The 19719-nt window shown below is 52.4% G+C and carries 22 protein-coding genes; 13 read left to right on the top strand and 9 right to left on the bottom strand.

What is annotated here, in order from left to right:
• Positions 1–35: 35 nt before the first annotated feature.
• The 9 genes from fabZ (at position 36) to tilS (ending at position 9909) form a co-directional block, all read left to right on the top strand.
• The gene (fabZ, locus tag D9736_RS04615) at positions 36–491 is read left to right on the top strand and encodes a 3-hydroxyacyl-ACP dehydratase FabZ (protein ID WP_000210739.1); all 456 of its coding nucleotides are present in this window, start codon (positions 36–38) and stop codon (positions 489–491) included.
• 3 nt (positions 492–494) lie between these two features.
• On the top strand, positions 495–1283 hold the full coding sequence (gene lpxA / locus D9736_RS04610) for an acyl-ACP--UDP-N-acetylglucosamine O-acyltransferase (protein ID WP_000565966.1): 789 nt from the start codon (positions 495–497) through the stop codon (positions 1281–1283).
• The gene (lpxB, locus tag D9736_RS04605; protein ID WP_130221597.1) at positions 1283–2431 is read left to right on the top strand and encodes a lipid-A-disaccharide synthase; all 1149 of its coding nucleotides are present in this window, start codon (positions 1283–1285) and stop codon (positions 2429–2431) included. The genes lpxA and lpxB overlap by 1 nt, the downstream gene beginning before the upstream one ends.
• On the top strand, positions 2428–3024 hold the full coding sequence (gene rnhB, locus D9736_RS04600) for a ribonuclease HII (RefSeq protein WP_130217320.1): 597 nt from the start codon (positions 2428–2430) through the stop codon (positions 3022–3024). The genes lpxB and rnhB overlap by 4 nt, the downstream gene beginning before the upstream one ends.
• A 36-nt stretch (positions 3025–3060) precedes the next feature.
• Positions 3061–6543: a DNA polymerase III subunit alpha gene (gene dnaE / locus D9736_RS04595; protein ID WP_130257821.1), complete on the top strand. Its 3483-nt coding sequence runs from the start codon at positions 3061–3063 to the stop codon at positions 6541–6543.
• A gap of 12 nt (positions 6544–6555) precedes the next feature.
• On the top strand, positions 6556–7515 hold the full coding sequence (gene accA, locus D9736_RS04590; RefSeq protein ID WP_000055741.1) for an acetyl-CoA carboxylase carboxyl transferase subunit alpha: 960 nt from the start codon (positions 6556–6558) through the stop codon (positions 7513–7515).
• 222 nt (positions 7516–7737) lie between these two features.
• Entirely contained in the window at positions 7738–7992 is a 255-nt protein-coding gene (locus tag D9736_RS04585; RefSeq protein WP_130205036.1) for a DUF4282 domain-containing protein, read from the top strand.
• 164 nt (positions 7993–8156) lie between these two features.
• A complete protein-coding gene (locus tag D9736_RS04580) occupies positions 8157–8546 on the top strand; it encodes a VOC family protein (protein ID WP_130257820.1) in 390 nt (129 codons plus the stop codon).
• A 64-nt stretch (positions 8547–8610) separates the two neighbouring features.
• Entirely contained in the window at positions 8611–9909 is a 1299-nt protein-coding gene (gene tilS / locus D9736_RS04575; RefSeq protein ID WP_130257819.1) for a tRNA lysidine(34) synthetase TilS, read from the top strand.
• A gap of 48 nt (positions 9910–9957) precedes the next feature.
• Here tilS and rof read toward each other — a convergent pair whose 3' ends face one another.
• Positions 9958–10218 (bottom strand): Rho-binding antiterminator, encoded by a 261-nt coding sequence (gene rof, locus D9736_RS04570; protein ID WP_000062312.1) that lies wholly within the window; start codon positions 10216–10218, stop codon positions 9958–9960.
• Positions 10205–10405 carry a YaeP family protein gene (locus D9736_RS04565; RefSeq protein ID WP_000417058.1) on the bottom strand — a complete coding sequence of 67 codons (201 nt, stop codon included), beginning with the start codon at positions 10403–10405 and terminating at the stop codon, positions 10205–10207. The genes rof and D9736_RS04565 overlap by 14 nt, the downstream gene beginning before the upstream one ends.
• Positions 10406–10570: 165 nt before the next feature.
• Here D9736_RS04565 and D9736_RS04560 point away from each other — a divergent pair, with 165 nt between their 5' ends.
• From D9736_RS04560 to nlpE, 3 genes are read left to right on the top strand one after another with little or no spacing between them, the layout of a single operon-like run.
• Entirely contained in the window at positions 10571–11116 is a 546-nt protein-coding gene (locus tag D9736_RS04560) for a YaeQ family protein (protein ID WP_130257818.1), read from the top strand.
• Positions 11113–11535, top strand: a complete 423-nt coding sequence (gene arfB, locus D9736_RS04555; protein ID WP_000635550.1) for an alternative ribosome rescue aminoacyl-tRNA hydrolase ArfB — start codon at positions 11113–11115, stop codon at positions 11533–11535. The genes D9736_RS04560 and arfB overlap by 4 nt, the downstream gene beginning before the upstream one ends.
• A gap of 13 nt (positions 11536–11548) precedes the next feature.
• Positions 11549–12259, top strand: a complete 711-nt coding sequence (nlpE, locus tag D9736_RS04550) for an envelope stress response activation lipoprotein NlpE (RefSeq protein ID WP_130257817.1) — start codon at positions 11549–11551, stop codon at positions 12257–12259.
• Positions 12260–12414: 155 nt separating this feature from the next.
• On the opposite strand, the gene D9736_RS04545 is transcribed toward nlpE, so the two are convergent.
• The 7 genes from D9736_RS04545 to metN all read right to left on the bottom strand — a co-directional run bounded on the left by D9736_RS04545 (position 12415) and on the right by metN (position 18879).
• Positions 12415–13239: a YaeF family permuted papain-like enzyme gene (locus tag D9736_RS04545; RefSeq protein ID WP_130257816.1), complete on the bottom strand. Its 825-nt coding sequence runs from the start codon at positions 13237–13239 to the stop codon at positions 12415–12417.
• A 52-nt stretch (positions 13240–13291) separates the two neighbouring features.
• Positions 13292–15010 carry a proline--tRNA ligase gene (gene proS / locus D9736_RS04540; protein WP_001260707.1) on the bottom strand — a complete coding sequence of 573 codons (1719 nt, stop codon included), beginning with the start codon at positions 15008–15010 and terminating at the stop codon, positions 13292–13294.
• Between the two features lie 110 nt (positions 15011–15120).
• Positions 15121–15828, bottom strand: a complete 708-nt coding sequence (gene tsaA, locus D9736_RS04535; RefSeq protein ID WP_130205048.1) for a tRNA (N6-threonylcarbamoyladenosine(37)-N6)-methyltransferase TrmO — start codon at positions 15826–15828, stop codon at positions 15121–15123.
• Positions 15825–16229 (bottom strand): Rcs stress response system protein RcsF, encoded by a 405-nt coding sequence (gene rcsF / locus D9736_RS04530; RefSeq protein WP_001202329.1) that lies wholly within the window; start codon positions 16227–16229, stop codon positions 15825–15827. The genes tsaA and rcsF overlap by 4 nt, the downstream gene beginning before the upstream one ends.
• A gap of 117 nt (positions 16230–16346) precedes the next feature.
• Positions 16347–17162, bottom strand: a complete 816-nt coding sequence (gene metQ, locus D9736_RS04525; RefSeq protein WP_000874226.1) for a methionine ABC transporter substrate-binding lipoprotein MetQ — start codon at positions 17160–17162, stop codon at positions 16347–16349.
• 39 nt (positions 17163–17201) lie between these two features.
• A complete protein-coding gene (locus D9736_RS04520; protein ID WP_001294600.1) occupies positions 17202–17855 on the bottom strand; it encodes a methionine ABC transporter permease MetI in 654 nt (217 codons plus the stop codon).
• The gene (gene metN / locus D9736_RS04515) at positions 17848–18879 is read right to left on the bottom strand and encodes a methionine ABC transporter ATP-binding protein MetN (protein WP_000593990.1); all 1032 of its coding nucleotides are present in this window, start codon (positions 18877–18879) and stop codon (positions 17848–17850) included. Before metN ends, D9736_RS04520 begins: the two co-directional genes overlap by 8 nt.
• Before the next feature lie 187 nt (positions 18880–19066).
• On the opposite strand from metN, the gene gmhB reads away from it, so the two are divergent.
• On the top strand, positions 19067–19639 hold the full coding sequence (gene gmhB / locus D9736_RS04510) for a D-glycero-beta-D-manno-heptose 1,7-bisphosphate 7-phosphatase (RefSeq protein ID WP_097751265.1): 573 nt from the start codon (positions 19067–19069) through the stop codon (positions 19637–19639).
• The last annotated feature ends 80 nt before the right edge of the window (positions 19640–19719 follow it).

The raw sequence follows: 19719 nt of genomic DNA, 5'->3' as shown, positions 1-19719 counted from the left end.
ATTGTCGTTTCTTATATTTTGACAGGAAGAGTATCTTGACTACTAACACTCATACTCTGCAGATTGAAGAGATTTTAGAACTTCTGCCGCACCGTTTCCCGTTCTTACTGGTGGATCGCGTGCTGGATTTTGAAGAAGGTCGTTTTCTGCGCGCAGTAAAAAATGTCTCTGTCAATGAGCCATTCTTCCAGGGCCATTTCCCTGGAAAACCGATTTTCCCGGGTGTGCTGATTCTGGAAGCAATGGCACAGGCAACAGGTATTCTGGCGTTTAAAAGCGTAGGAAAACTGGAACCGGGTGAGCTGTACTACTTCGCCGGTATTGACGAAGCGCGCTTCAAGCGCCCGGTCGTGCCAGGCGATCAAATGATCATGGAAGTCACTTTCGAAAAAACGCGCCGCGGCCTGACCCGTTTTAAAGGGGTTGCTCTGGTCGACGGTAAAGTAGTTTGCGAAGCAACGATGATGTGTGCTCGTAGCCGGGAGGCCTGATACGTGATTGATAAATCCGCCTTTGTGCATCCAACCGCCATTGTGGAAGAGGGCGCGTCGATTGGCGCCAACGCCCACATTGGTCCTTTTTGTATCGTTGGACCCCATGTCGAAATTGGTGAGGGTACCGTACTGAAATCTCACGTTGTCGTGAATGGTCATACTAAAATTGGCCGCGACAATGAGATTTATCAGTTCGCCTCCATCGGTGAAGTTAACCAGGATCTGAAATATGCTGGCGAACCGACCCGCGTGGAAATCGGCGATCGTAACCGCATTCGCGAAAGCGTCACCATTCATCGTGGCACAGTCCAGGGCGGTGGATTGACGAAGGTGGGCAGCGACAACTTACTGATGATCAACGCGCACATTGCGCACGATTGTACGGTAGGTAACCGCTGCATTCTCGCCAACAACGCAACGCTGGCGGGTCACGTATCTGTTGACGACTTCGCGATTATCGGCGGCATGACCGCAGTCCATCAGTTCTGCATCATTGGTGCGCACGTGATGGTTGGCGGTTGCTCCGGTGTGGCGCAGGACGTCCCTCCTTATGTCATTGCGCAGGGTAACCACGCAACGCCGTTCGGTGTTAATATCGAAGGGCTGAAGCGCCGCGGATTCAGCCGCGAGGCGATTACCGCTATCCGCAATGCGTATAAGCTGATTTATCGCAGCGGTAAAACGCTCGATGAAGTGAAACCGGAAATTGCCGAACTTGCGGAAACGTATCCGGAAGTAAAAGCCTTTACCGATTTCTTTGCACGCTCAACGCGCGGTCTGATTCGTTAATGACTGAACAGCGTCCATTAACGATTGCCCTGGTCGCCGGAGAAACCTCCGGCGATATCCTGGGGGCCGGTTTAATCCGTGCTCTGAAAGAACGTGTGCCCAATGCCCGCTTTGTTGGTGTTGCCGGACCACGAATGCAAGCCGAAGGCTGCGAAGCCTGGTACGAAATGGAAGAGCTGGCGGTGATGGGCATTGTTGAAGTGCTCGGGCGTCTGCGTCGCTTACTGCATATTCGTGCCGATCTGACAAAGCGTTTTGGCGAACTGAAGCCAGATGTTTTTGTCGGTATTGATGCGCCTGACTTCAATATTACCCTTGAAGGTAACCTTAAAAAGCAGGGTATCAAAACCATTCATTATGTCAGTCCGTCCGTCTGGGCGTGGCGACAGAAACGCGTTTTCAAAATAGGCAGAGCCACCGATCTGGTGCTCGCATTTCTGCCTTTCGAAAAAGCGTTTTATGACAAATATAACGTGCCGTGCCGTTTTATCGGTCACACCATGGCTGATGCCATGCCGTTAGATCCAGATAAAAACGCCGCGCGTGATGTGCTGGGGATCCCTCACGATGCCCACTGTCTGGCATTGTTGCCGGGAAGCCGTGGCGCGGAAGTGGAGATGCTTAGCGCCGATTTCCTGAAAACTGCCCAGCTTTTGCGCCAGACTTACCCTGATCTGGAGATCGTGGTGCCGCTGGTAAATGCCAAACGCCGTGAGCAGTTTGAACGCATCAAAGCTGAAGTCGCGCCAGACCTTTCGGTTCATATGCTGGATGGAATGGGCCGTGAGGCGATGGTCGCCAGCGATGCGGCGCTATTGGCGTCGGGTACGGCTGCACTGGAGTGCATGCTGGCGAAATGCCCGATGGTGGTGGGGTATCGCATGAAGCCTTTCACCTTCTGGCTGGCGAAGCGGCTGGTGAAAACCGATTATGTCTCGCTGCCAAACCTGCTGGCGGGCAGAGAGTTAGTTAAAGAATTATTGCAGGAAGAGTGTGAGCCGCAAAAACTGGCTGAGTCGCTGTTACCGCTGTTGGCGAACGGGAAAACCAGCCACGCGATGCACGACACTTTCCGCGAACTGCATCAGCAGATCCGCTGCAATGCCGATGAGCAGGCGGCACAAGCCGTTCTGGAGTTAGCACAATGATCGAATTTGTCTATCCGCACACGAATCTGGTTGCAGGTGTGGATGAAGTTGGGCGCGGGCCGTTGGTTGGCGCGGTCGTTACCGCTGCCGTGATCCTCGATCCCACGCGCCCGATTGTCGGGTTGAATGATTCCAAAAAGCTAAGTGAAAAACGTCGTCTTGCGCTCTGTGAAGAGATCAAAGAGAAAGCGTTAAGCTGGAGCCTGGGCCGTGCGGAACCTCATGAAATCGACGAGCTGAATATTTTACACGCGACCATGCTGGCGATGCAGCGTGCCGTCGCTGGGCTGCATATTGCGCCGGAATATGTGTTGGTTGATGGTAACCGCTGCCCGAAATTACCGATGCCGTCGATGGCAGTGGTGAAAGGCGATAGCCGCGTACCGGAAATCAGTGCTGCGTCTATCCTGGCGAAAGTGACGCGCGACGCCGAAATGGCGGCGCTGGATATTGTTTTCCCGCAATATGGTTTTGCCCAACACAAAGGGTATCCAACCGCTTTTCATCTGGAAAAACTGGCTGAATATGGCGCGACTGAACATCATCGTCGCAGCTTTGGGCCTGTCAAACGCGCACTGGGACTTGCGTCCTGATTCTTGTGTCGAGATTAAGTAAACCGGAATCTGAAGATGTCTGAACCACGTTTCGTACACCTGCGGGTGCACAGCGACTACTCGATGATCGATGGCCTGGCAAAAACCGCGCCGCTGGTAAAAAAGGCGGCGGCGTTGGGTATGCCAGCACTGGCGATCACCGATTTCACCAACCTTTGCGGTCTGGTGAAGTTCTACGGAGCGGGACATGGCGCAGGGATTAAGCCCATCGTCGGGGCAGATTTTAATGTCCAGTGCAACCTGCTGGGTGATGAGTTAACCCACCTGACGGTGCTGGCGGCGAACAATACTGGCTATCAGAATCTGACGTTGCTGATCTCAAAAGCGTATCAGCGCGGTTACGGTGCCGCCGGACCGATCATCGATCGCGACTGGCTTATCGAATTAAACGAAGGGCTGATTTTGCTCTCTGGCGGGCGCATGGGCGACGTCGGGCGCAGTCTTTTGCGTGGTAACAGCGCGCTGGTAGATGAGTGTGTCGCGTTTTATGAAGAACACTTCCCGGATCGCTATTTTCTCGAGCTGATCCGCACCGGAAGGCCGGACGAAGAAAGCTATTTGCACGCGGCGGTGGAACTGGCGGAAGCGCGCGGTTTGCCCGTCGTGGCGACCAACGACGTGCGCTTTATCGACAGCAGCGACTTTGACGCACACGAAATCCGCGTCGCGATCCACGACGGCTTTACCCTCGACGATCCTAAACGCCCGCGTAACTATTCGCCGCAGCAATATATGCGTAGCGAAGAGGAGATGTGCGAGCTGTTTGCCGACATCCCCGAAGCTCTTGCCAACACCGTTGAGATCGCCAAACGCTGTAACGTAACTGTGCGTCTTGGTGAATACTTCCTGCCGCAGTTCCCGACCGGGGACATGAGTACTGAAGATTATCTGGTCAAGCGTGCGAAAGAGGGGCTGGAAGAGCGTCTGGCATTTTTATTCCCTGACGAGGAAGAACGTCTTAAGCGCCGCACGGAATATGACGAGCGTCTGGAGACTGAACTTCAGGTTATCAACCAGATGGGCTTCCCGGGCTACTTCCTCATCGTTATGGAATTTATCCAGTGGTCGAAAGATAACGGCGTACCGGTAGGGCCGGGCCGTGGTTCCGGTGCAGGGTCACTGGTGGCCTACGCGCTGAAAATCACCGACCTCGATCCGCTGGAATTTGACCTGCTGTTCGAACGTTTCCTTAACCCGGAGCGTGTCTCCATGCCTGACTTCGACGTTGACTTCTGTATGGAGAAACGCGACCAGGTTATCGAACACGTAGCGGACATGTACGGTCGTGATGCGGTATCGCAGATTATCACCTTCGGTACGATGGCGGCGAAAGCGGTGATCCGCGACGTAGGCCGCGTGCTGGGGCATCCGTACGGCTTTGTCGACCGTATCTCGAAACTGATCCCGCCCGATCCGGGGATGACGCTGGCGAAAGCGTTTGAAGCCGAGCCGCAGCTGCCGGAAATCTACGAAGCAGATGAAGAAGTTAAGGCGCTGATCGACATGGCGCGCAAACTGGAAGGGGTCACCCGTAACGCCGGTAAGCACGCCGGTGGGGTGGTTATCGCGCCGACCAAAATTACAGATTTTGCGCCACTTTATTGCGATGAAGAGGGCAAACATCCGGTCACCCAGTTTGATAAAAGCGACGTTGAATACGCCGGACTGGTGAAGTTCGACTTCCTCGGCTTGCGTACGCTCACCATCATCAACTGGGCGCTGGAGATGATCAACAAGCGGCGGGCGAAGAATGGCGAGCCGCCGCTGGATATCGCCGCGATCCCGCTTGATGATAAGAAAAGCTTCGACATGCTGCAACGCTCGGAAACCACTGCGGTATTCCAGCTTGAATCGCGCGGCATGAAAGACCTGATCAAGCGTCTGCAACCTGACTGCTTCGAAGATATGATCGCACTGGTGGCACTGTTCCGCCCCGGCCCGTTGCAATCAGGGATGGTGGATAACTTTATCGACCGTAAACATGGTCGCGAGGAGATTTCCTACCCGGACGTGCAGTGGCAGCATGAAAGCCTGAAACCGGTACTGGAGCCAACCTACGGCATTATCCTGTATCAGGAACAGGTCATGCAGATTGCCCAGGTGCTCTCTGGTTATACCCTCGGTGGCGCGGATATGCTGCGTCGTGCGATGGGTAAGAAAAAGCCGGAAGAGATGGCTAAGCAGCGTTCTGTATTTGCTGAAGGTGCAGAAAAGAACGGGATCAACGCCGAACTAGCGATGAAAATCTTCGATCTGGTGGAGAAATTCGCCGGTTACGGATTTAACAAATCGCACTCTGCGGCCTATGCTTTGGTGTCATATCAAACGTTATGGCTGAAAGCGCACTATCCGGCAGAGTTTATGGCGGCGGTAATGACTGCCGATATGGATAATACCGAGAAGGTGGTGGGCCTGGTGGATGAGTGCTGGCGGATGGGGCTGAAAATCCTGCCACCAGATATAAACTCCGGTCTCTACCATTTCCACGTCAACGACGACGGCGAAATCGTGTATGGTATTGGCGCGATCAAAGGGGTAGGTGAAGGTCCGATTGAGGCCATCATCGAAGCCCGTAATAAAGGCGGCTACTTCCGCGAACTGTTTGATCTCTGCGCCCGAACCGACACCAAAAAGTTAAACCGGCGAGTGCTGGAAAAATTGATCATGTCCGGGGCGTTTGACCGTCTTGGGCCACACCGCGCGGCGCTGATGAACTCGCTGGGCGATGCGTTAAAAGCGGCAGATCAACACGCGAAAGCGGAAGCTATCGGTCAGGCCGATATGTTCGGCGTGCTGGCCGAAGAGCCGGAACAAATTGAACAATCCTACGCCAGCTGCCAGCCGTGGCCGGAGCAGGTGGTGTTAGATGGGGAACGTGAAACGTTAGGTCTGTACCTGACGGGACACCCTATCAACCAGTATTTAAAAGAGATTGAGCGTTATGTCGGAGGCGTAAGGCTGAAAGACATGCACCCGACAGAACGTGGTAAAGTCACCACGGCTGCGGGGCTCGTTGTTGCCGCGCGGGTTATGGTCACCAAGCGCGGCAATCGTATCGGTATCTGCACGCTGGATGACCGTTCCGGGCGCCTGGAAGTGATGTTGTTTACAGACGCCCTGGATAAATACCAGCAATTGCTGGAAAAAGACCGCATACTTATCGTCAGCGGACAGGTCAGCTTTGATGACTTCAGCGGTGGGCTTAAAATGACCGCTCGCGAAGTGATGGATATTGACGAAGCCCGGGAAAAATATGCTCGCGGGCTTGCTATCTCGCTGACGGACAGGCAAATTGATGACCAGCTTTTAAACCGACTCCGTCAGTCTCTGGAACCCCACCGCTCTGGGACAATTCCAGTACATCTCTACTATCAGAGGGCGGATGCACGCGCGCGGTTGCGTTTTGGCGCGACGTGGCGTGTCTCTCCGAGCGATCGTTTATTAAACGATCTCCGTGGCCTCATTGGTTCGGAGCAGGTGGAACTGGAGTTTGACTAATACAGGAATACTATGAGTCTGAATTTCCTTGATTTTGAACAGCCGATTGCAGAGCTGGAAGCGAAAATCGATTCTCTGACTGCGGTTAGCCGTCAGGATGAGAAACTGGATATTAACATCGATGAAGAAGTGCATCGTCTGCGTGAAAAAAGCGTAGAACTGACACGTAAAATCTTCGCCGATCTCGGTGCATGGCAGATTGCCCAACTGGCACGCCATCCACAGCGTCCTTATACCCTGGATTACGTTCGCCTGGCATTTGATGAATTTGACGAACTGGCTGGCGACCGCGCGTATGCAGACGATAAAGCTATCGTCGGTGGTATCGCCCGTCTCGATGGTCGTCCGGTGATGATCATTGGTCATCAAAAAGGTCGTGAAACCAAAGAAAAAATTCGCCGTAACTTTGGTATGCCAGCGCCAGAAGGTTACCGCAAAGCACTGCGTCTGATGCAAATGGCTGAACGCTTTAAGATGCCAATCATCACCTTTATCGACACCCCGGGGGCATATCCGGGCGTGGGTGCAGAAGAGCGCGGTCAGTCTGAAGCCATTGCACGCAACCTGCGTGAAATGTCTCGCCTCGGCGTACCTGTAGTTTGTACGGTTATCGGTGAAGGTGGTTCTGGCGGCGCGCTGGCGATTGGTGTGGGCGATAAAGTGAATATGCTGCAATACAGCACCTATTCCGTTATCTCGCCGGAAGGTTGCGCGTCCATTCTGTGGAAGAGCGCCGACAAAGCGCCGCTGGCGGCTGAAGCGATGGGTATCATCGCTCCGCGTTTGAAAGAACTGAAACTGATCGACTCCATCATCCCGGAACCGCTGGGCGGCGCTCACCGTAACCCGGAAGCGATGGCGGCATCGTTGAAAGCGCAGCTGCTGGCGGATCTAGCCGATCTCGACGTGTTAAGCACTGAAGATTTAAAAAATCGTCGTTATCAGCGCCTGATGAGCTACGGCTACGCGTAATCAGCAAATATTCTGAAAAGGGTCACTTCGGTGGCCTTTTTTTCTATGTGGTTTATTTAGTCATATTATAAATACATTTAGATAATCTTACTTTCGTTTTCTCCTGCCATAAAATTCTTGAACTCATGTTGATAACTCCGATTTCGGAGGCATATACCAATATACACAGTGGTCAAAAATAATATAAATTTATCAATCTCATAGAATTTTTAAGGATAAAATATGAAAGCAATTTTAGGATTTGATCATCTTCTTATGCCGCGTGTTCTGGTGTTTTTTTACTGGCTGGCTATGGTGCTGACACTGATAGGCGGTGTCTTCTCCATATTTAGTGGAAACATTATCTTAGGGTTAGCTTATACCGTCATTGGTCTAATAAGCTGTCGTATGACGTTCGAATTAATTATGATAGCGTTTAAGAATAACGAATATTTGCGCCGCATTGCCGAGAGTGTTAGCAAGAATAGCGCAGAGTAATCTCTCGCAAAGCGCTTCACCAAACCGCATCTCAACCGCTATTACAGGCGTTTGAGATGTTGTTTTAAAGTCAGTGTAAATGTCTGATTCATCTTTCCTGTAATTTGTGCGTATTATCAATATATAGCGATGCACGTGCGTATCATATCAATGCAGGAGATTCTATGTTGGGTTTAAAACAGGTTCACCATATTGCGATTATTGCGACGGATTATGCGGTGAGCAAAGCTTTTTACTGCGACATTCTCGGCTTCACGCTGCAAAGCGAAGTCTATCGTGAAGCGCGAGATTCGCGGAAAGGGGATTTGGCACTTAATGGGCAGTACGTGATTGAGCTTTTCTCATTTCCGTTTCCGCCGCAACGACCCAGTCGACCGGAAGCCTGCGGCCTGCGCCATCTGGCTTTTAGCGTTGATGATATCGATACGGCAGTGGCGCACCTGGAAAGCAATAACGTGAAATGTGAAGCGATACGTATCGATCCATACACGCAAAAACGCTTCACGTTCTTTAACGACCCTGACGGACTGCCGCTGGAACTGTATGAGCAGTAAGGCTTGTCATTACTGCATTTGCCCGGTAACGTGCCGGGCATCGCTACTGTAAAATCGCGCTATCATGACACTCACACTGAATACACAACTTCTCACCTCACGCCAGATTCTGGCGGCCTTTAGCGGCGGGCTTGACTCCACCGTTCTGCTGCATCAGCTGGTGCAGTGGCGGGCGGAAAATCCGGGCGTCACTTTGCGCGCTATCCATGTGCATCACGGTTTAAGTGCCAATGCTGATGCCTGGGTGCAACATTGTGAAAATATCTGCCAGCAGTGGCAGGTGCTGCTGGTGGTCGAGCGCGTACAACTTGCGCAAGAGGGGTTAGGCATTGAGGCCCAGGCGCGGCAGGCGCGTTATCAGGCATTTGCCCGCACCCTGTTGCCTGGTGAAGTACTGGTCACAGCACAACATCTTGACGATCAATGTGAAACCTTTCTGCTGGCGCTTAAACGCGGTAGCGGCCCTGCCGGGCTTTCGGCTATGGGGGAAGTCTCGGAGTTTGCCGGAACGCGGCTTATCCGCCCGTTACTCGCTCGCACGCGGGGGGAACTGGCGCAGTGGGCGTTGGCGCATGGTTTACGCTGGATTGAAGACGAAAGTAATCAGGATGATAGCTACGATCGTAACTTCCTGCGCTTGCGCGTGGTGCCGTTATTGCAGCAGCGTTGGCCACATTTTGCCGAAGCGACGGCCCGTAGTGCCGCACTTTGCGCCGAACAAGAGAGTCTGCTGGATGAACTGCTGGCGGATGATTTAGCGCACTGCCAAACGTCGCAAAGGACGCTGCAGATTGCGCCAATGCTGGCGATGAGTGATGCCCGTCGCGCGGCGATTATCCGCCGCTGGCTGTCAGGGCTGAATGCACCAATGCCTTCCCGCGACGCGCTGGAAAGGATCTGGCAGGAAGTGGCGCTGGCGCGGGAAGATGCTTCCCCCTGTTTACGTTTGGGCGCGTTTGAAATCCGCCGCTATCAGTCGCAACTGTGGTGGATTAAATCCGTCGCCGGGCAAAGCGAAACCATTGTGCCGTGGCAGGCGTGGCAACAGCCGCTGGAATTACCGGCGGGGCTGGGAAGTGTACAGCTTACTGCGGGAGACGATATTCGCCCTCCGCGTGCAGACGAAGCAGTCAGCGTGCGTTTTAAAGCGCCAGGATTGCTGCATATTGTCGGGCGCAAAGGCGGACGTAAGCTGAAGAAAATCTGGCAAGAGCTGGGCGTGCCGCCGTGGCTACGTGACACCACGCCACTGCTGTTTTATGGCGAAACGCTGATTGCGGCGGCAGGGGTATTTGTGACGCAAGAAGGTGTGGCTGAAGGTGAGAAGGGCGTAAGTTTTGTCTGGCAAAAAACGCTTAGTTAAGTGAAAGCCGGATAAGACGCTTCAAACGTCGCATCCGGCGAAAGTCAATCAGGACTCGCTCACTACCACCGTACCGATTTCCGGGTGGCTAAAGCTGGTAATTTTATCCAGACGTAGCTCGCGGGTTTCGCCAGCGGCCTCGACGACCAGATACTCCACATTTTTGCGGGAGACTAAATCGCTGGCCTTCGCCTGCAATTTTTCGCCATCTTTCAGCTCAAGTGTCAGCATTAAATGATGCTGGCAGGCGAGCTCAAGATTATCGTAATCATCACAATTGATTGGTTGATACGTATCATTCATTGACATAATCGCTCACCAGTAAGTTTGCCGCAGCGTATGCTGCTTTTTCCCTGACAGCCTCAGAAAGGGCGTCGTCGGCAGCCATTTCATTCAGCACTTTCAAAACGCAGCCCAGCGCGTCCGGAACGTATCCTAAGTCTCCGCTGGCGATTTCCGCGTACCGCTTGCGTATTAACTCACAATATTTTTCCACATGCCCTCCTGTCAGCACTCTGACTTAACCGTGGATGCAAGTCTAAGCCTACGAAGATAAACTCTGTTTCGCAAGGTGACTATACCACACTCATTTCTGCAATATCAGCGCCGCAACTGCACGTATTCCGTTACAATGGCCTCCTGATTCGAAAGGAGTTTTCTTATGGCGCTTAAAGCGACAATTTATAAAGCGACGGTTAATGTGGCCGATCTCGACCGCAACCAGTTTCTCGATGCCTCTCTGACGCTGGCGCGCCATCCTTCAGAAACCCAGGAGCGCATGATGCTGCGCCTGCTGGCGTGGCTAAAATATGCCGATGAACGTTTGCAATTTACCCGTGGTTTGTGTGCTGATGATGAGCCGGAAGCGTGGCTGCGTAACGATCACCTGGGCATTGATTTGTGGATTGAACTGGGGCTGCCGGATGAGCGGCGGATTAAGAAAGCCTGCACCCAGGCCGCAGAAGTGGCGCTGTTTGCCTATAATAGTCGGGCGGCGCAAATCTGGTGGCAGCAAAATCAGAGCAAATGTGCGCAGTTTGCCAATCTTTCCGTCTGGTATCTGGACGATGAACAACTGGCGAAAGTAAGCGCCTTTGCCGATCGTACCATGACGCTGCAGGCAACGATTCAGGATGGTGTTATCTGGTTATCGGATGATAAGAATAATCTGGAAGTGAAGTTAACCGCCTGGCAACAACCTTCATGATTGTGATTTCCCGACATGTTGCTATCCCCGATGGTGAGCTTGAGATCACCGCCATTCGTGCGCAGGGCGCGGGCGGGCAGCATGTTAATAAGACCTCAACGGCTATTCATCTGCGTTTTGACATTCGGGCGTCCAGCCTGCCAGAGTATTACAAAGAACGCCTGCTCGCCGCCAGCCATCATTTAATCAGCAGCGATGGCGTGATTGTCATTAAGGCGCAGGAATACCGTAGTCAGGAGCTCAACCGCGAAGCGGCGCTGGCCCGGTTGGTGGCAGTGATTAAAGAATTAACAACAGAACAAAAAGCCCGACGACCCACGCGGCCCACCCGCGCATCAAAAGAGCGCAGGCTGGCATCGAAGGCACAAAAATCAAGCGTGAAGGCGATGCGCGGCAAAGTGCGCAGCGGTCGGGAGTAAAAAGAAGGAATGGATGGTGAGAAAAGCGATAGTGACAGCGATGGCTGTAATCAGCCTCTTTACTCTGATGGGATGTAACAATCGGGCCGAAGTCGATACGCTTTCTCCGGCGCAGGCTGCCGAACTGAAACCGATGCCGCAAAGTTGGCGCGGCGTGCTGCCGTGTGCCGATTGCGAAGGGATCGAAACCTCTCTGTTCCTCGAAAAAGATGGAACCTGGGTGATGAACGAACGCTATCTTGGCGCTCGTGAAGAGCCTTCATCCTTTGCCTCCTATGGTACATGGGCGCGAACTGCCGACAAGCTGGTATTAACCGACAGCAAAGGTGAAAAGTCATATTATCGAGCGAAAGGGGATGCACTGGAGATGCTCGATCGTGAAGGTAATCCCATTGAATCGCAGTTCAACTACACGCTGGAACCGACAAAATCGAGCATGCCAATGACGCCGATGACCCTGCGTGGCATGTATTTCTATATGGCTGATGCGGCGACCTTTACTGATTGCGCGACCGGAAAACGTTTTATGGTGGCGAATAACGCAGAGCTGGAGCGTGGCTACCTGGCTGCGCGGGGTAACAGTGAAAAACCGGTGTTACTGTCAGTTGAAGGTCACTTTACGCTGGAGGCTAATCCGGATACCGGTGCGCCGACCAAAGTATTAGCGCCCGATACGGCGGGTAAATTTTACCCGAACAAGGATTGCAGTAGTTTGGGGCTGTAACCCGTCTTGAGATAGAAACAAACGAAATATTGCCTCATGCGCTGCGCTTATCAGGCCTAAAGCATACAGTGCAATATTTTGAATTAGCACGATTTTGCAGACCGGATAAGGCGTTCACGCCGCATCCGGCATTTTGCGCACGAGGCTGGCTTTTATCACTGAGTCAGTCCAACAAAGCGACTTGCTTTAATATAAATCCCTGGCTTCAGGTGCCCAACATACTGTAACTGCGTTTCTGGTTTAAATGCAGAGACATCGCCAGTACGCATATGCATCAGATCGGCAGGGCTAATCCAGCCCGATTGCGCCAGCGTAAGCGGATGCCCGGATTTGGCAAATGCATCAGTGACAAATTCCGAACAAAACCACGACTTTTTGTCTCCTTCGCCCACACTGCTTAACTGCGCTTTCGCCAGGCCGCTGACGCACTGTTGGCGAAAATCTGCGGAAAAAGGATTCAGTGAGCACATCTGGCGGGTCACCATAAATGGAATGAACTCGACAATGCCGCGATAGTTATACCCGCTATCTTTGATTTTGTTGGCGAACGCGGTGATTTCTGTGGCTTGTTGCGGGGTAAGGTCCGGGACTCGTAGGACGAAAAGCTTATCACTGTGCTTCATGGCTTTTTTCAGGGAAACAATCTGGACGCCAGCGCCTGTCGCTTCTGCAACGTTATTATCACCCAGATAGATTGCAACGTGACTCACAGAGGAAGTGCTGAAGACGCGGATACCAAATGAGGTAACCCCAAGGCTTGAGGAGAACAGCAAATCGCCGGATTTGAGATCAGGTTCCGTTATTTCTTTTATTGCTTGTTCGGTGAAAGAGCTTTGATGTTGGAATTTGATTGCCCATGTTTTTGCCTCGGCATCTACCGCTGTGGCTGATGAGTCTGGCTGGCTGATATCAACGGTACAGGCCGAAAGTAAAAGAAAGCAGGGGACAAGCAGGCGGCAGTACGCCTTTGGTTTATCCATTTTATACAATCCATGTAAAAAAGGGTCCTGAAATTCAGGACCCTTTCTGACATCAGCCTTTAATCTGTTTCACCAGATAATCGACGATGTCACCAGTTTTAATTAACTGCTTCTCGCCGTTACGACGATATTTATATTCGATATCGTCGTTGTCGAGGTTACGGTCGCCCAGCACAATAGTGTGCGGAATACCGATCAGTTCCATATCAGCAAACATCACGCCCGGACGCTCTTTGCGGTCATCCAGCAGCACTTCGATACCTTGTGCACGCAGTTCGCTGTACAGTTTCTCGGCCAGTTCCTGTACGCGGAAGGATTTGTGCATGTTCATCGGCAGAATCGCCACCTGGAACGGCGCGATAGCGTCAGGCCATACGATGCCGCGTTCGTCGTAGTTCTGCTCAATCGCCGCAGCTACCACACGCGTTACCCCGATACCGTAGCAACCCATCGTCAGGATTTGGTTACGACCATCTTCACCCTGTACGGAGGCTTTCAGTGCTTCGGAGTACTTGGTACCCAGCTGGAAGATGTGACCAACTTCGATACCACGTTTGATCAGCAGCGTACCCTGACCATCCGGGCTTGGATCGCCAGCCACCACGTTACGGATATCCGCAATTTCTGGGGTAGCGACATCGCGATCCCAGTTGATACCGAAGTAGTGTTTACCATCGATGTTAGCACCAGCAGCGAAATCACTCATCGCCGCAACGGTACGGTCAATCACCACCGGAATCGGCATGTTTACCGGACCCAGTGAACCCGGACCGGCTTTAACCACGGCACGAATTTCTTCTTCGGTCGCGAAAGTCAGCGGGCTTGCAACCTGCGGCAGTTTTTCTGCTTTAACTTCGTTCAGCTCGTGGTCACCGCGCACCAGCAGCGCAACCAGCGGGAAGCTACTGCCTTCAACCGCTTTAACCAGCAGAGTCTTAACCGTTTTCTCAATCGGCAGATTGAACTGTTCAACCAGTTCCGCGATGGTTTTCGCGTTCGGCGTATCAACCAGCGTCATTTCCTGGGTAGCAGCAGCGCGCGGTTCTTTCGGCGCGATAGCTTCTGCCAGCTCAATGTTCGCTGCATAGTCAGAGGTGTCGGAGAAGACCACATCGTCTTCACCGCTCTGCGCCAGCACCTGGAATTCGTGAGAGGCGCTGCCGCCGATAGAACCGGTGTCGGCCTGTACGGCGCGGAAATCCAGCCCCATGCGGCTGAAGATTTTGCTGTAGGCCGCATACATTGCATCGTAGGTTTCCTGCAGGGATTCCTGAGAAGTATGGAAAGAGTAAGCATCTTTCATCAGGAATTCGCGGGAACGCATGACGCCGAAACGCGGACGCACTTCGTCGCGGAACTTGGTCTGGATCTGATAGAAGTTCAGCGGCAGCTGTTTGTAAGAGCTAAGCTCGTTACGAATCAGGTCAGTGATAACTTCTTCATGAGTTGGGCCGAGTACGAACGGACGCTCGCCACGGTCAACAAAACGCAGCAGTTCCGGACCGTACTGTTCCCAACGACCACTCTCTTGCCACAAATCGGCTGGCTGAACCACCGGCATCGACACCTCGATCGCACCGGCGTTGTTCATCTCTTCACGCACGATGTTTTCGACTTTTTTCAGAACGCGCACGCCGGTCGGCAGCCAGGTATATAACCCGGAGGCCAGCTTGCGGATCATCCCGGCGCGCAGCATCAGCTGATGGCTGATCACCTCGGCGTCGGCAGGTGTCTCCTTGAGAGTGGAGAGCAGGTATTGGCTAGTACGCATGTTGTTACGGTTCCAGTTGGAAGGTAGAACAGGCTCAAGGCGAGCCTGGGACAAAAAAAGTGATTTAGTTTACCAGTGCAAAAGAAATGTCAAAAGAGAAGGGCGTGAATTTAACGCGGTTCCAGCGCAAAGACTTCAAAACCTGCGTCGGTGACGCGCCAGCGAACGTTAAAATCATGCAGCCAGACGGCATAGGTTTTACCCGTTTCCTCACCTTTACGATAGGCCGGGCGCGGGTCCTGCGCCAGTACTTCGCGGATAAACAGCGTTAACTGCGGATAACGCTTCTCCAGTGTCAAAAGCTGCTTTTCGACCTCTGCGGTAAAGCTCACCGCCATTTCTGCCGCTGGCGCATTTTGCGCATAGCTGGCGCTGGCATCGGGAAGCGATTCGGCAAAGGGGAGATACGGTTTGATATCCACCACCGGCGTACCATCGACGAGATCCAGACTGCCGAGCTTCAGAATCACGCTGTCTTTATGGCAAACAACCTCTTTCAGCTCTACCAGCGACATACCAATCGGGTTAGGGCGGAAAGTGGAGCGCGTAGCGAAAACCCCCATTCTGGCGTTACCGCCGAGGCGCGGTGGACGCACAGTCGGACGCCAGCCGCCTTCCATCGTTTGATGAAAGACGAAAAGAATCCATAAATGGCTGAACGCTTCCAGGCCGCGAACGGCGTCGGCCTGGTTGTAGGGAGCAATGAGATGCAGTTCACCGTTGGCGCTTTTTACCAGACCAGGCTGGCGCGGAACGGCGAATTTTTCTTTATAGGGCGAGCGAATAACGCCTATTTGCTCGAACTGGAAACTGCTCATTTCGCCGTAATGTTAAGCGCAGAACCGATACATACAGCCTGACGATAGCAGCCTGGCGTACCGCTGGTGACTTCGCAGCTATGCAGTAATACCGCATTGGCTTTCATTTTAGAGGCATTGATTTGCATCCGCTTACGCGCGGTTGGAATGCTCGGCGGAGAGTCCTGATTAGAGGCCTGGCATGAGTCGCCACTGACTTCACCGAGATCGCGGAACGGTTTGCCGACTAATTCTTCTGCATTGGTATAAATTCGGACCGGCGTAGCGCGCGGCGCTTTCGGTTTTGCAGGCTCCGCTTTCGGCTGGGGTGCAGTGCTTTGAACGGGTTCGACAGGGGATCTGCTTAACATGGAACAGCCGCTTAGCATGAGTGCTACTAAACAGATCGGTAAAGCACGCATAGTATTTCCTCAATGTATGATCAAAACGTCAATATTGAATCAGGCGCTTGTAAAAATGACAAGACGGGCAAGCGCCCGTCCTGAATGATATTACAAATTGTGGAAACAGCCTAAAAATTACCAGCCTTTAACTGCACCGCCGTTAAACACTTTGTTTGCCGCTTCGTAAACTTCGTCAGACTGATAAGCCTGGACGAATTTCTTCACGTTTTCCGCGTCTTTGTTGTCTTCACGCGTTACGATCAGGTTTACGTACGGGGACTCTTTATCTTCGACAAAGATACCGTCTTTCGCTGGAGTCAGGCCAATCTGGCTGGCATAGGTGGTGTTAATAACTGCCAGAGCGATTTGCGCGTCGTCCAGAGAGCGAGGCAGCTGCGGTGCTTCCAGCTCAACAATTTTCAGATTTTTTGGGTTCTCAACAACATCAAGAACGGTCGGCAGCAGGCCAACGCCATCTTTCAGTTTGATCAAGCCCACTTTTTGCAGCAGCAGCAGTGAACGACCAAGGTTAGTTGGGTCGTTTGGCACGGCAACCTGCGAACCATCCTGCAATTCATCCAGTGATTTGATCTTCTTGGAGTAGCCAGCAATTGGATAAACAAAAGTGTTGCCTACTGCGACCAGTTTGTAGCCACGATCTTTCAGTTGCTGATCAAGGTACGGTTTATGCTGGAAGGCGTTGGCGTCGATATCGCCTTTGCTTAATGCTTCGTTTGGCAGAACATAGTCGTTGAAGGTTACCAGCTCAACGTCCAGGCCATATTTGTCTTTCGCAACTTTCTGCGCGACTTCTGCAACCTGCTGTTCGGCACCAACAATCACGCCGACTTTGATGTGGTTTGGATCTTTTTCATCCTGGCCGCAGCCTACCAGTGCCAGTGATCCAATCAGGGCTCCCACTGCCGCAAAGGTTTTGAATTTGAACGCCATACCTTATTCCTTCTTCAATTATTTATGTTGTGTTGAACGTTACTTGCGAGTGACAGCCCGGACGATGCGGTCGCCTGCGAACTGAATTAAATAAACCAGAATAACCAGCAATACCAGTACCGTATTCATCACCGTCGCGTTGTAGCCGATGTAGCCATACTGATAGCCAATCTGACCTAAACCACCGGCACCGACTGCACCACCCATCGCGGAATAACCGACCAGGGTAATCAGGGTGATAGTTGCCGCATTCACCAGACCCGGCAGCGCTTCCGGTAACAGCACTTTACGGACGATCTGCATTGGCGTGGCACCCATTGCGCGGGAAGCTTCAATTAACCCGGTTGGGATCTCCAGCAGAGCGTTCTCGACCATACGGGCAATAAACGGCGCTGCGCCAACGGTTAACGGAACAATCGCTGCCTGCAAACCAATCGATGTACCGACAATAACGCGGGTAAACGGAATCATCCATACCAGCAATATAATGAACGGGATGGAACGGAAAATGTTCACAATCGCAGAAACGGTACGATACAGCTTCGCGTTAGCAATAATTTGCCCCGGACGCGTGACATAAAGCAGAACACCAACCGGCAGACCAATCACAAACCCAAAAAAACCGGATACGAAGGTCATTGCCAGCGTTTCCCATACGCCACGAACCAGCAGCCACATCATCGGCTCAGACATAACCCAGTACCTCTACTTTTACATGGTGTTCCTGCAGCCAGGCAATGGCGGCTTGCGTATCTTGTTGTGTGCCGTGCATTTCAGTCAGCATGATGCCGAACTTAACGCCACCGGCGTAATCCATCTGCGCGCTAATAATGTTGTTGTTGACGTTGAAACGACGCGCGGTTTCAGAAAGCAGTGGGGCATCGACCGACTGACCGGTAAACTCCAGACGCAGCATCGGCACGCAGTCAGTGAACGGCTCCGCTTGCAGACGTTCCTGATAATCTTCCGGGATATCCAGATGCAGGGTCGACTGAATAAATTTCTGCGCCAGCGGCGTTTTCGGATGCGAGAACACTTCACTTACCTTGTCCTGCTCGATCAGTTCGCCATTGCTGATGACCGCCACGCAATCACAAATGCGCTTCACAACGTCCATTTCGTGAGTGATCAACAGAATCGTCAAACCCAGACGGCGGTTGATGTCTTTCAGCAGTTCGAGAATAGAACGTGTCGTTGCCGGGTCCAGCGCGCTGGTGGCTTCATCACACAGCAATACTTTGGGATTGCTGGCTAACGCACGGGCAATTGCCACGCGCTGTTTCTGCCCACCGGAAAGGTTCGACGGATAGCTATCATGCTTATCGCCAAGACCAACCAATGACAGCAATTCCGTCACGCGACGTTTGATCTCGTCTTTCGGTGTGTTGTCCAGCTCCAGCGGCAGAGCCACGTTGCCAAAAACAGTACGCGAAGAGAGCAGGTTAAAATGCTGGAAAATCATACCAATCTGGCGGCGAGCTTTGGTCAACTCAGATTCTGACAGCGTGGTCAGCTCCTGGCCATCGACCAGCACGCTACCCTCGGTTGGGCGCTCCAGCAGGTTTACACAACGTATAAGCGTACTCTTACCCGCGCCTGAGGCACCGATAACGCCATAAATTTGTCCAGCTGGCACATGCAGGCTGACGTTGTTCAACGCCTGGATGGTGCGAGTGCCCTGGTGGAACACTTTGGTGATATTCGAAAGTTTTATCATTGATTATTTATTATCGTCATTAAGTTAGTCGTGGCATTTCGCATGCCTGAAACGGGCAACGCCGTCAATGAAATGGATGTTAAGGCATCCAGACGTCTAAATCAATCAGGTTTATGCGAAGAGCACTTTCTTGCAGGTCGAAACATGCGATACTAGCGTCACATGCCTTATTAAGGAGCTATAAAAGGTGGCGAAGAGCGTACCCGCAATTTTTCTTGACCGTGATGGCACCATTAATGTCGATCACGGCTATGTCCATGAGATCGACAACTTTGAATTTATCGACGGTGTTATTGACGCCATGCGCGAGCTAAAAAAAATGGGCTTTGCGCTGGTGGTAGTAACCAACCAGTCTGGCATTGCTCGCGGTAAATTTACCGAAGCACAGTTTGAAACGCTGACCGAGTGGATGGACTGGTCGCTGGCGGACCGCGATGTCGATCTGGATGGCATCTATTATTGCCCGCATCATCCGCAGGGTAGTGTTGAAGAGTTTCGCCAGGTCTGCGACTGCCGCAAACCACATCCGGGGATGCTTTTGTCAGCACGCGATTATTTGCATATTGATATGGCCGCTTCTTATATGGTGGGCGATAAATTAGAAGATATGCAGGCAGCGGCAGCGGCGAATGTGGGAACAAAAGTGCTGGTGCGTACGGGTAAACCTATTACGCCTGAAGCAGAAAACGCGGCGGATTGGGTGTTAAATAGCCTGGCAGACCTGCCGCAAGCGATAAAAAAGCAGCAAAAATCGGCGTGATGACTAAAAGATGAGCGGTTGAAATAAAAATGCATTTTTCCGCTTGTCTTCCTGAGCCGACTCCCTATAATGCGCCTCCA

This window comes from Escherichia sp. E10V10 (genome assembly GCF_004211985.1).
Taxonomy (GTDB): Bacteria; Pseudomonadota; Gammaproteobacteria; order Enterobacterales; family Enterobacteriaceae; genus Escherichia.
Note: the sequence above shows the minus strand (reverse complement) of the source record. Positions and strands in the feature narration are given on the sequence as shown.

Excerpts from the sequence above, each read along its gene's own strand:
- lpxB (WP_130221597.1), top strand. The coding sequence starts at position 1,283 with ATGACTGAACAGCGTCCATTAACGATTGCCCTGGTCGCCGGAGAAACC.
- rnhB (WP_130217320.1), top strand. The coding sequence starts at position 2,428 with ATGATCGAATTTGTCTATCCGCACACGAATCTGGTTGCAGGTGTGGAT.
- dnaE (WP_130257821.1), top strand. The coding sequence starts at position 3,061 with ATGTCTGAACCACGTTTCGTACACCTGCGGGTGCACAGCGACTACTCG.
- accA (WP_000055741.1), top strand. The coding sequence starts at position 6,556 with ATGAGTCTGAATTTCCTTGATTTTGAACAGCCGATTGCAGAGCTGGAA.
- D9736_RS04585 (WP_130205036.1), top strand. The coding sequence starts at position 7,738 with ATGAAAGCAATTTTAGGATTTGATCATCTTCTTATGCCGCGTGTTCTG.
- D9736_RS04580 (WP_130257820.1), top strand. The coding sequence starts at position 8,157 with ATGTTGGGTTTAAAACAGGTTCACCATATTGCGATTATTGCGACGGAT.
- tilS (WP_130257819.1), top strand. The coding sequence starts at position 8,611 with ATGACACTCACACTGAATACACAACTTCTCACCTCACGCCAGATTCTG.
- rof (WP_000062312.1), bottom strand. The coding sequence starts at position 10,218 with ATGTCAATGAATGATACGTATCAACCAATCAATTGTGATGATTACGAT.
- D9736_RS04560 (WP_130257818.1), top strand. The coding sequence starts at position 10,571 with ATGGCGCTTAAAGCGACAATTTATAAAGCGACGGTTAATGTGGCCGAT.
- arfB (WP_000635550.1), top strand. The coding sequence starts at position 11,113 with ATGATTGTGATTTCCCGACATGTTGCTATCCCCGATGGTGAGCTTGAG.
- nlpE (WP_130257817.1), top strand. The coding sequence starts at position 11,549 with ATGGTGAGAAAAGCGATAGTGACAGCGATGGCTGTAATCAGCCTCTTT.
- D9736_RS04545 (WP_130257816.1), bottom strand. The coding sequence starts at position 13,239 with ATGGATAAACCAAAGGCGTACTGCCGCCTGCTTGTCCCCTGCTTTCTT.
- proS (WP_001260707.1), bottom strand. The coding sequence starts at position 15,010 with ATGCGTACTAGCCAATACCTGCTCTCCACTCTCAAGGAGACACCTGCC.
- tsaA (WP_130205048.1), bottom strand. The coding sequence starts at position 15,828 with ATGAGCAGTTTCCAGTTCGAGCAAATAGGCGTTATTCGCTCGCCCTAT.
- rcsF (WP_001202329.1), bottom strand. The coding sequence starts at position 16,229 with ATGCGTGCTTTACCGATCTGTTTAGTAGCACTCATGCTAAGCGGCTGT.
- metQ (WP_000874226.1), bottom strand. The coding sequence starts at position 17,162 with ATGGCGTTCAAATTCAAAACCTTTGCGGCAGTGGGAGCCCTGATTGGA.
- D9736_RS04520 (WP_001294600.1), bottom strand. The coding sequence starts at position 17,855 with ATGTCTGAGCCGATGATGTGGCTGCTGGTTCGTGGCGTATGGGAAACG.
- metN (WP_000593990.1), bottom strand. The coding sequence starts at position 18,879 with ATGATAAAACTTTCGAATATCACCAAAGTGTTCCACCAGGGCACTCGC.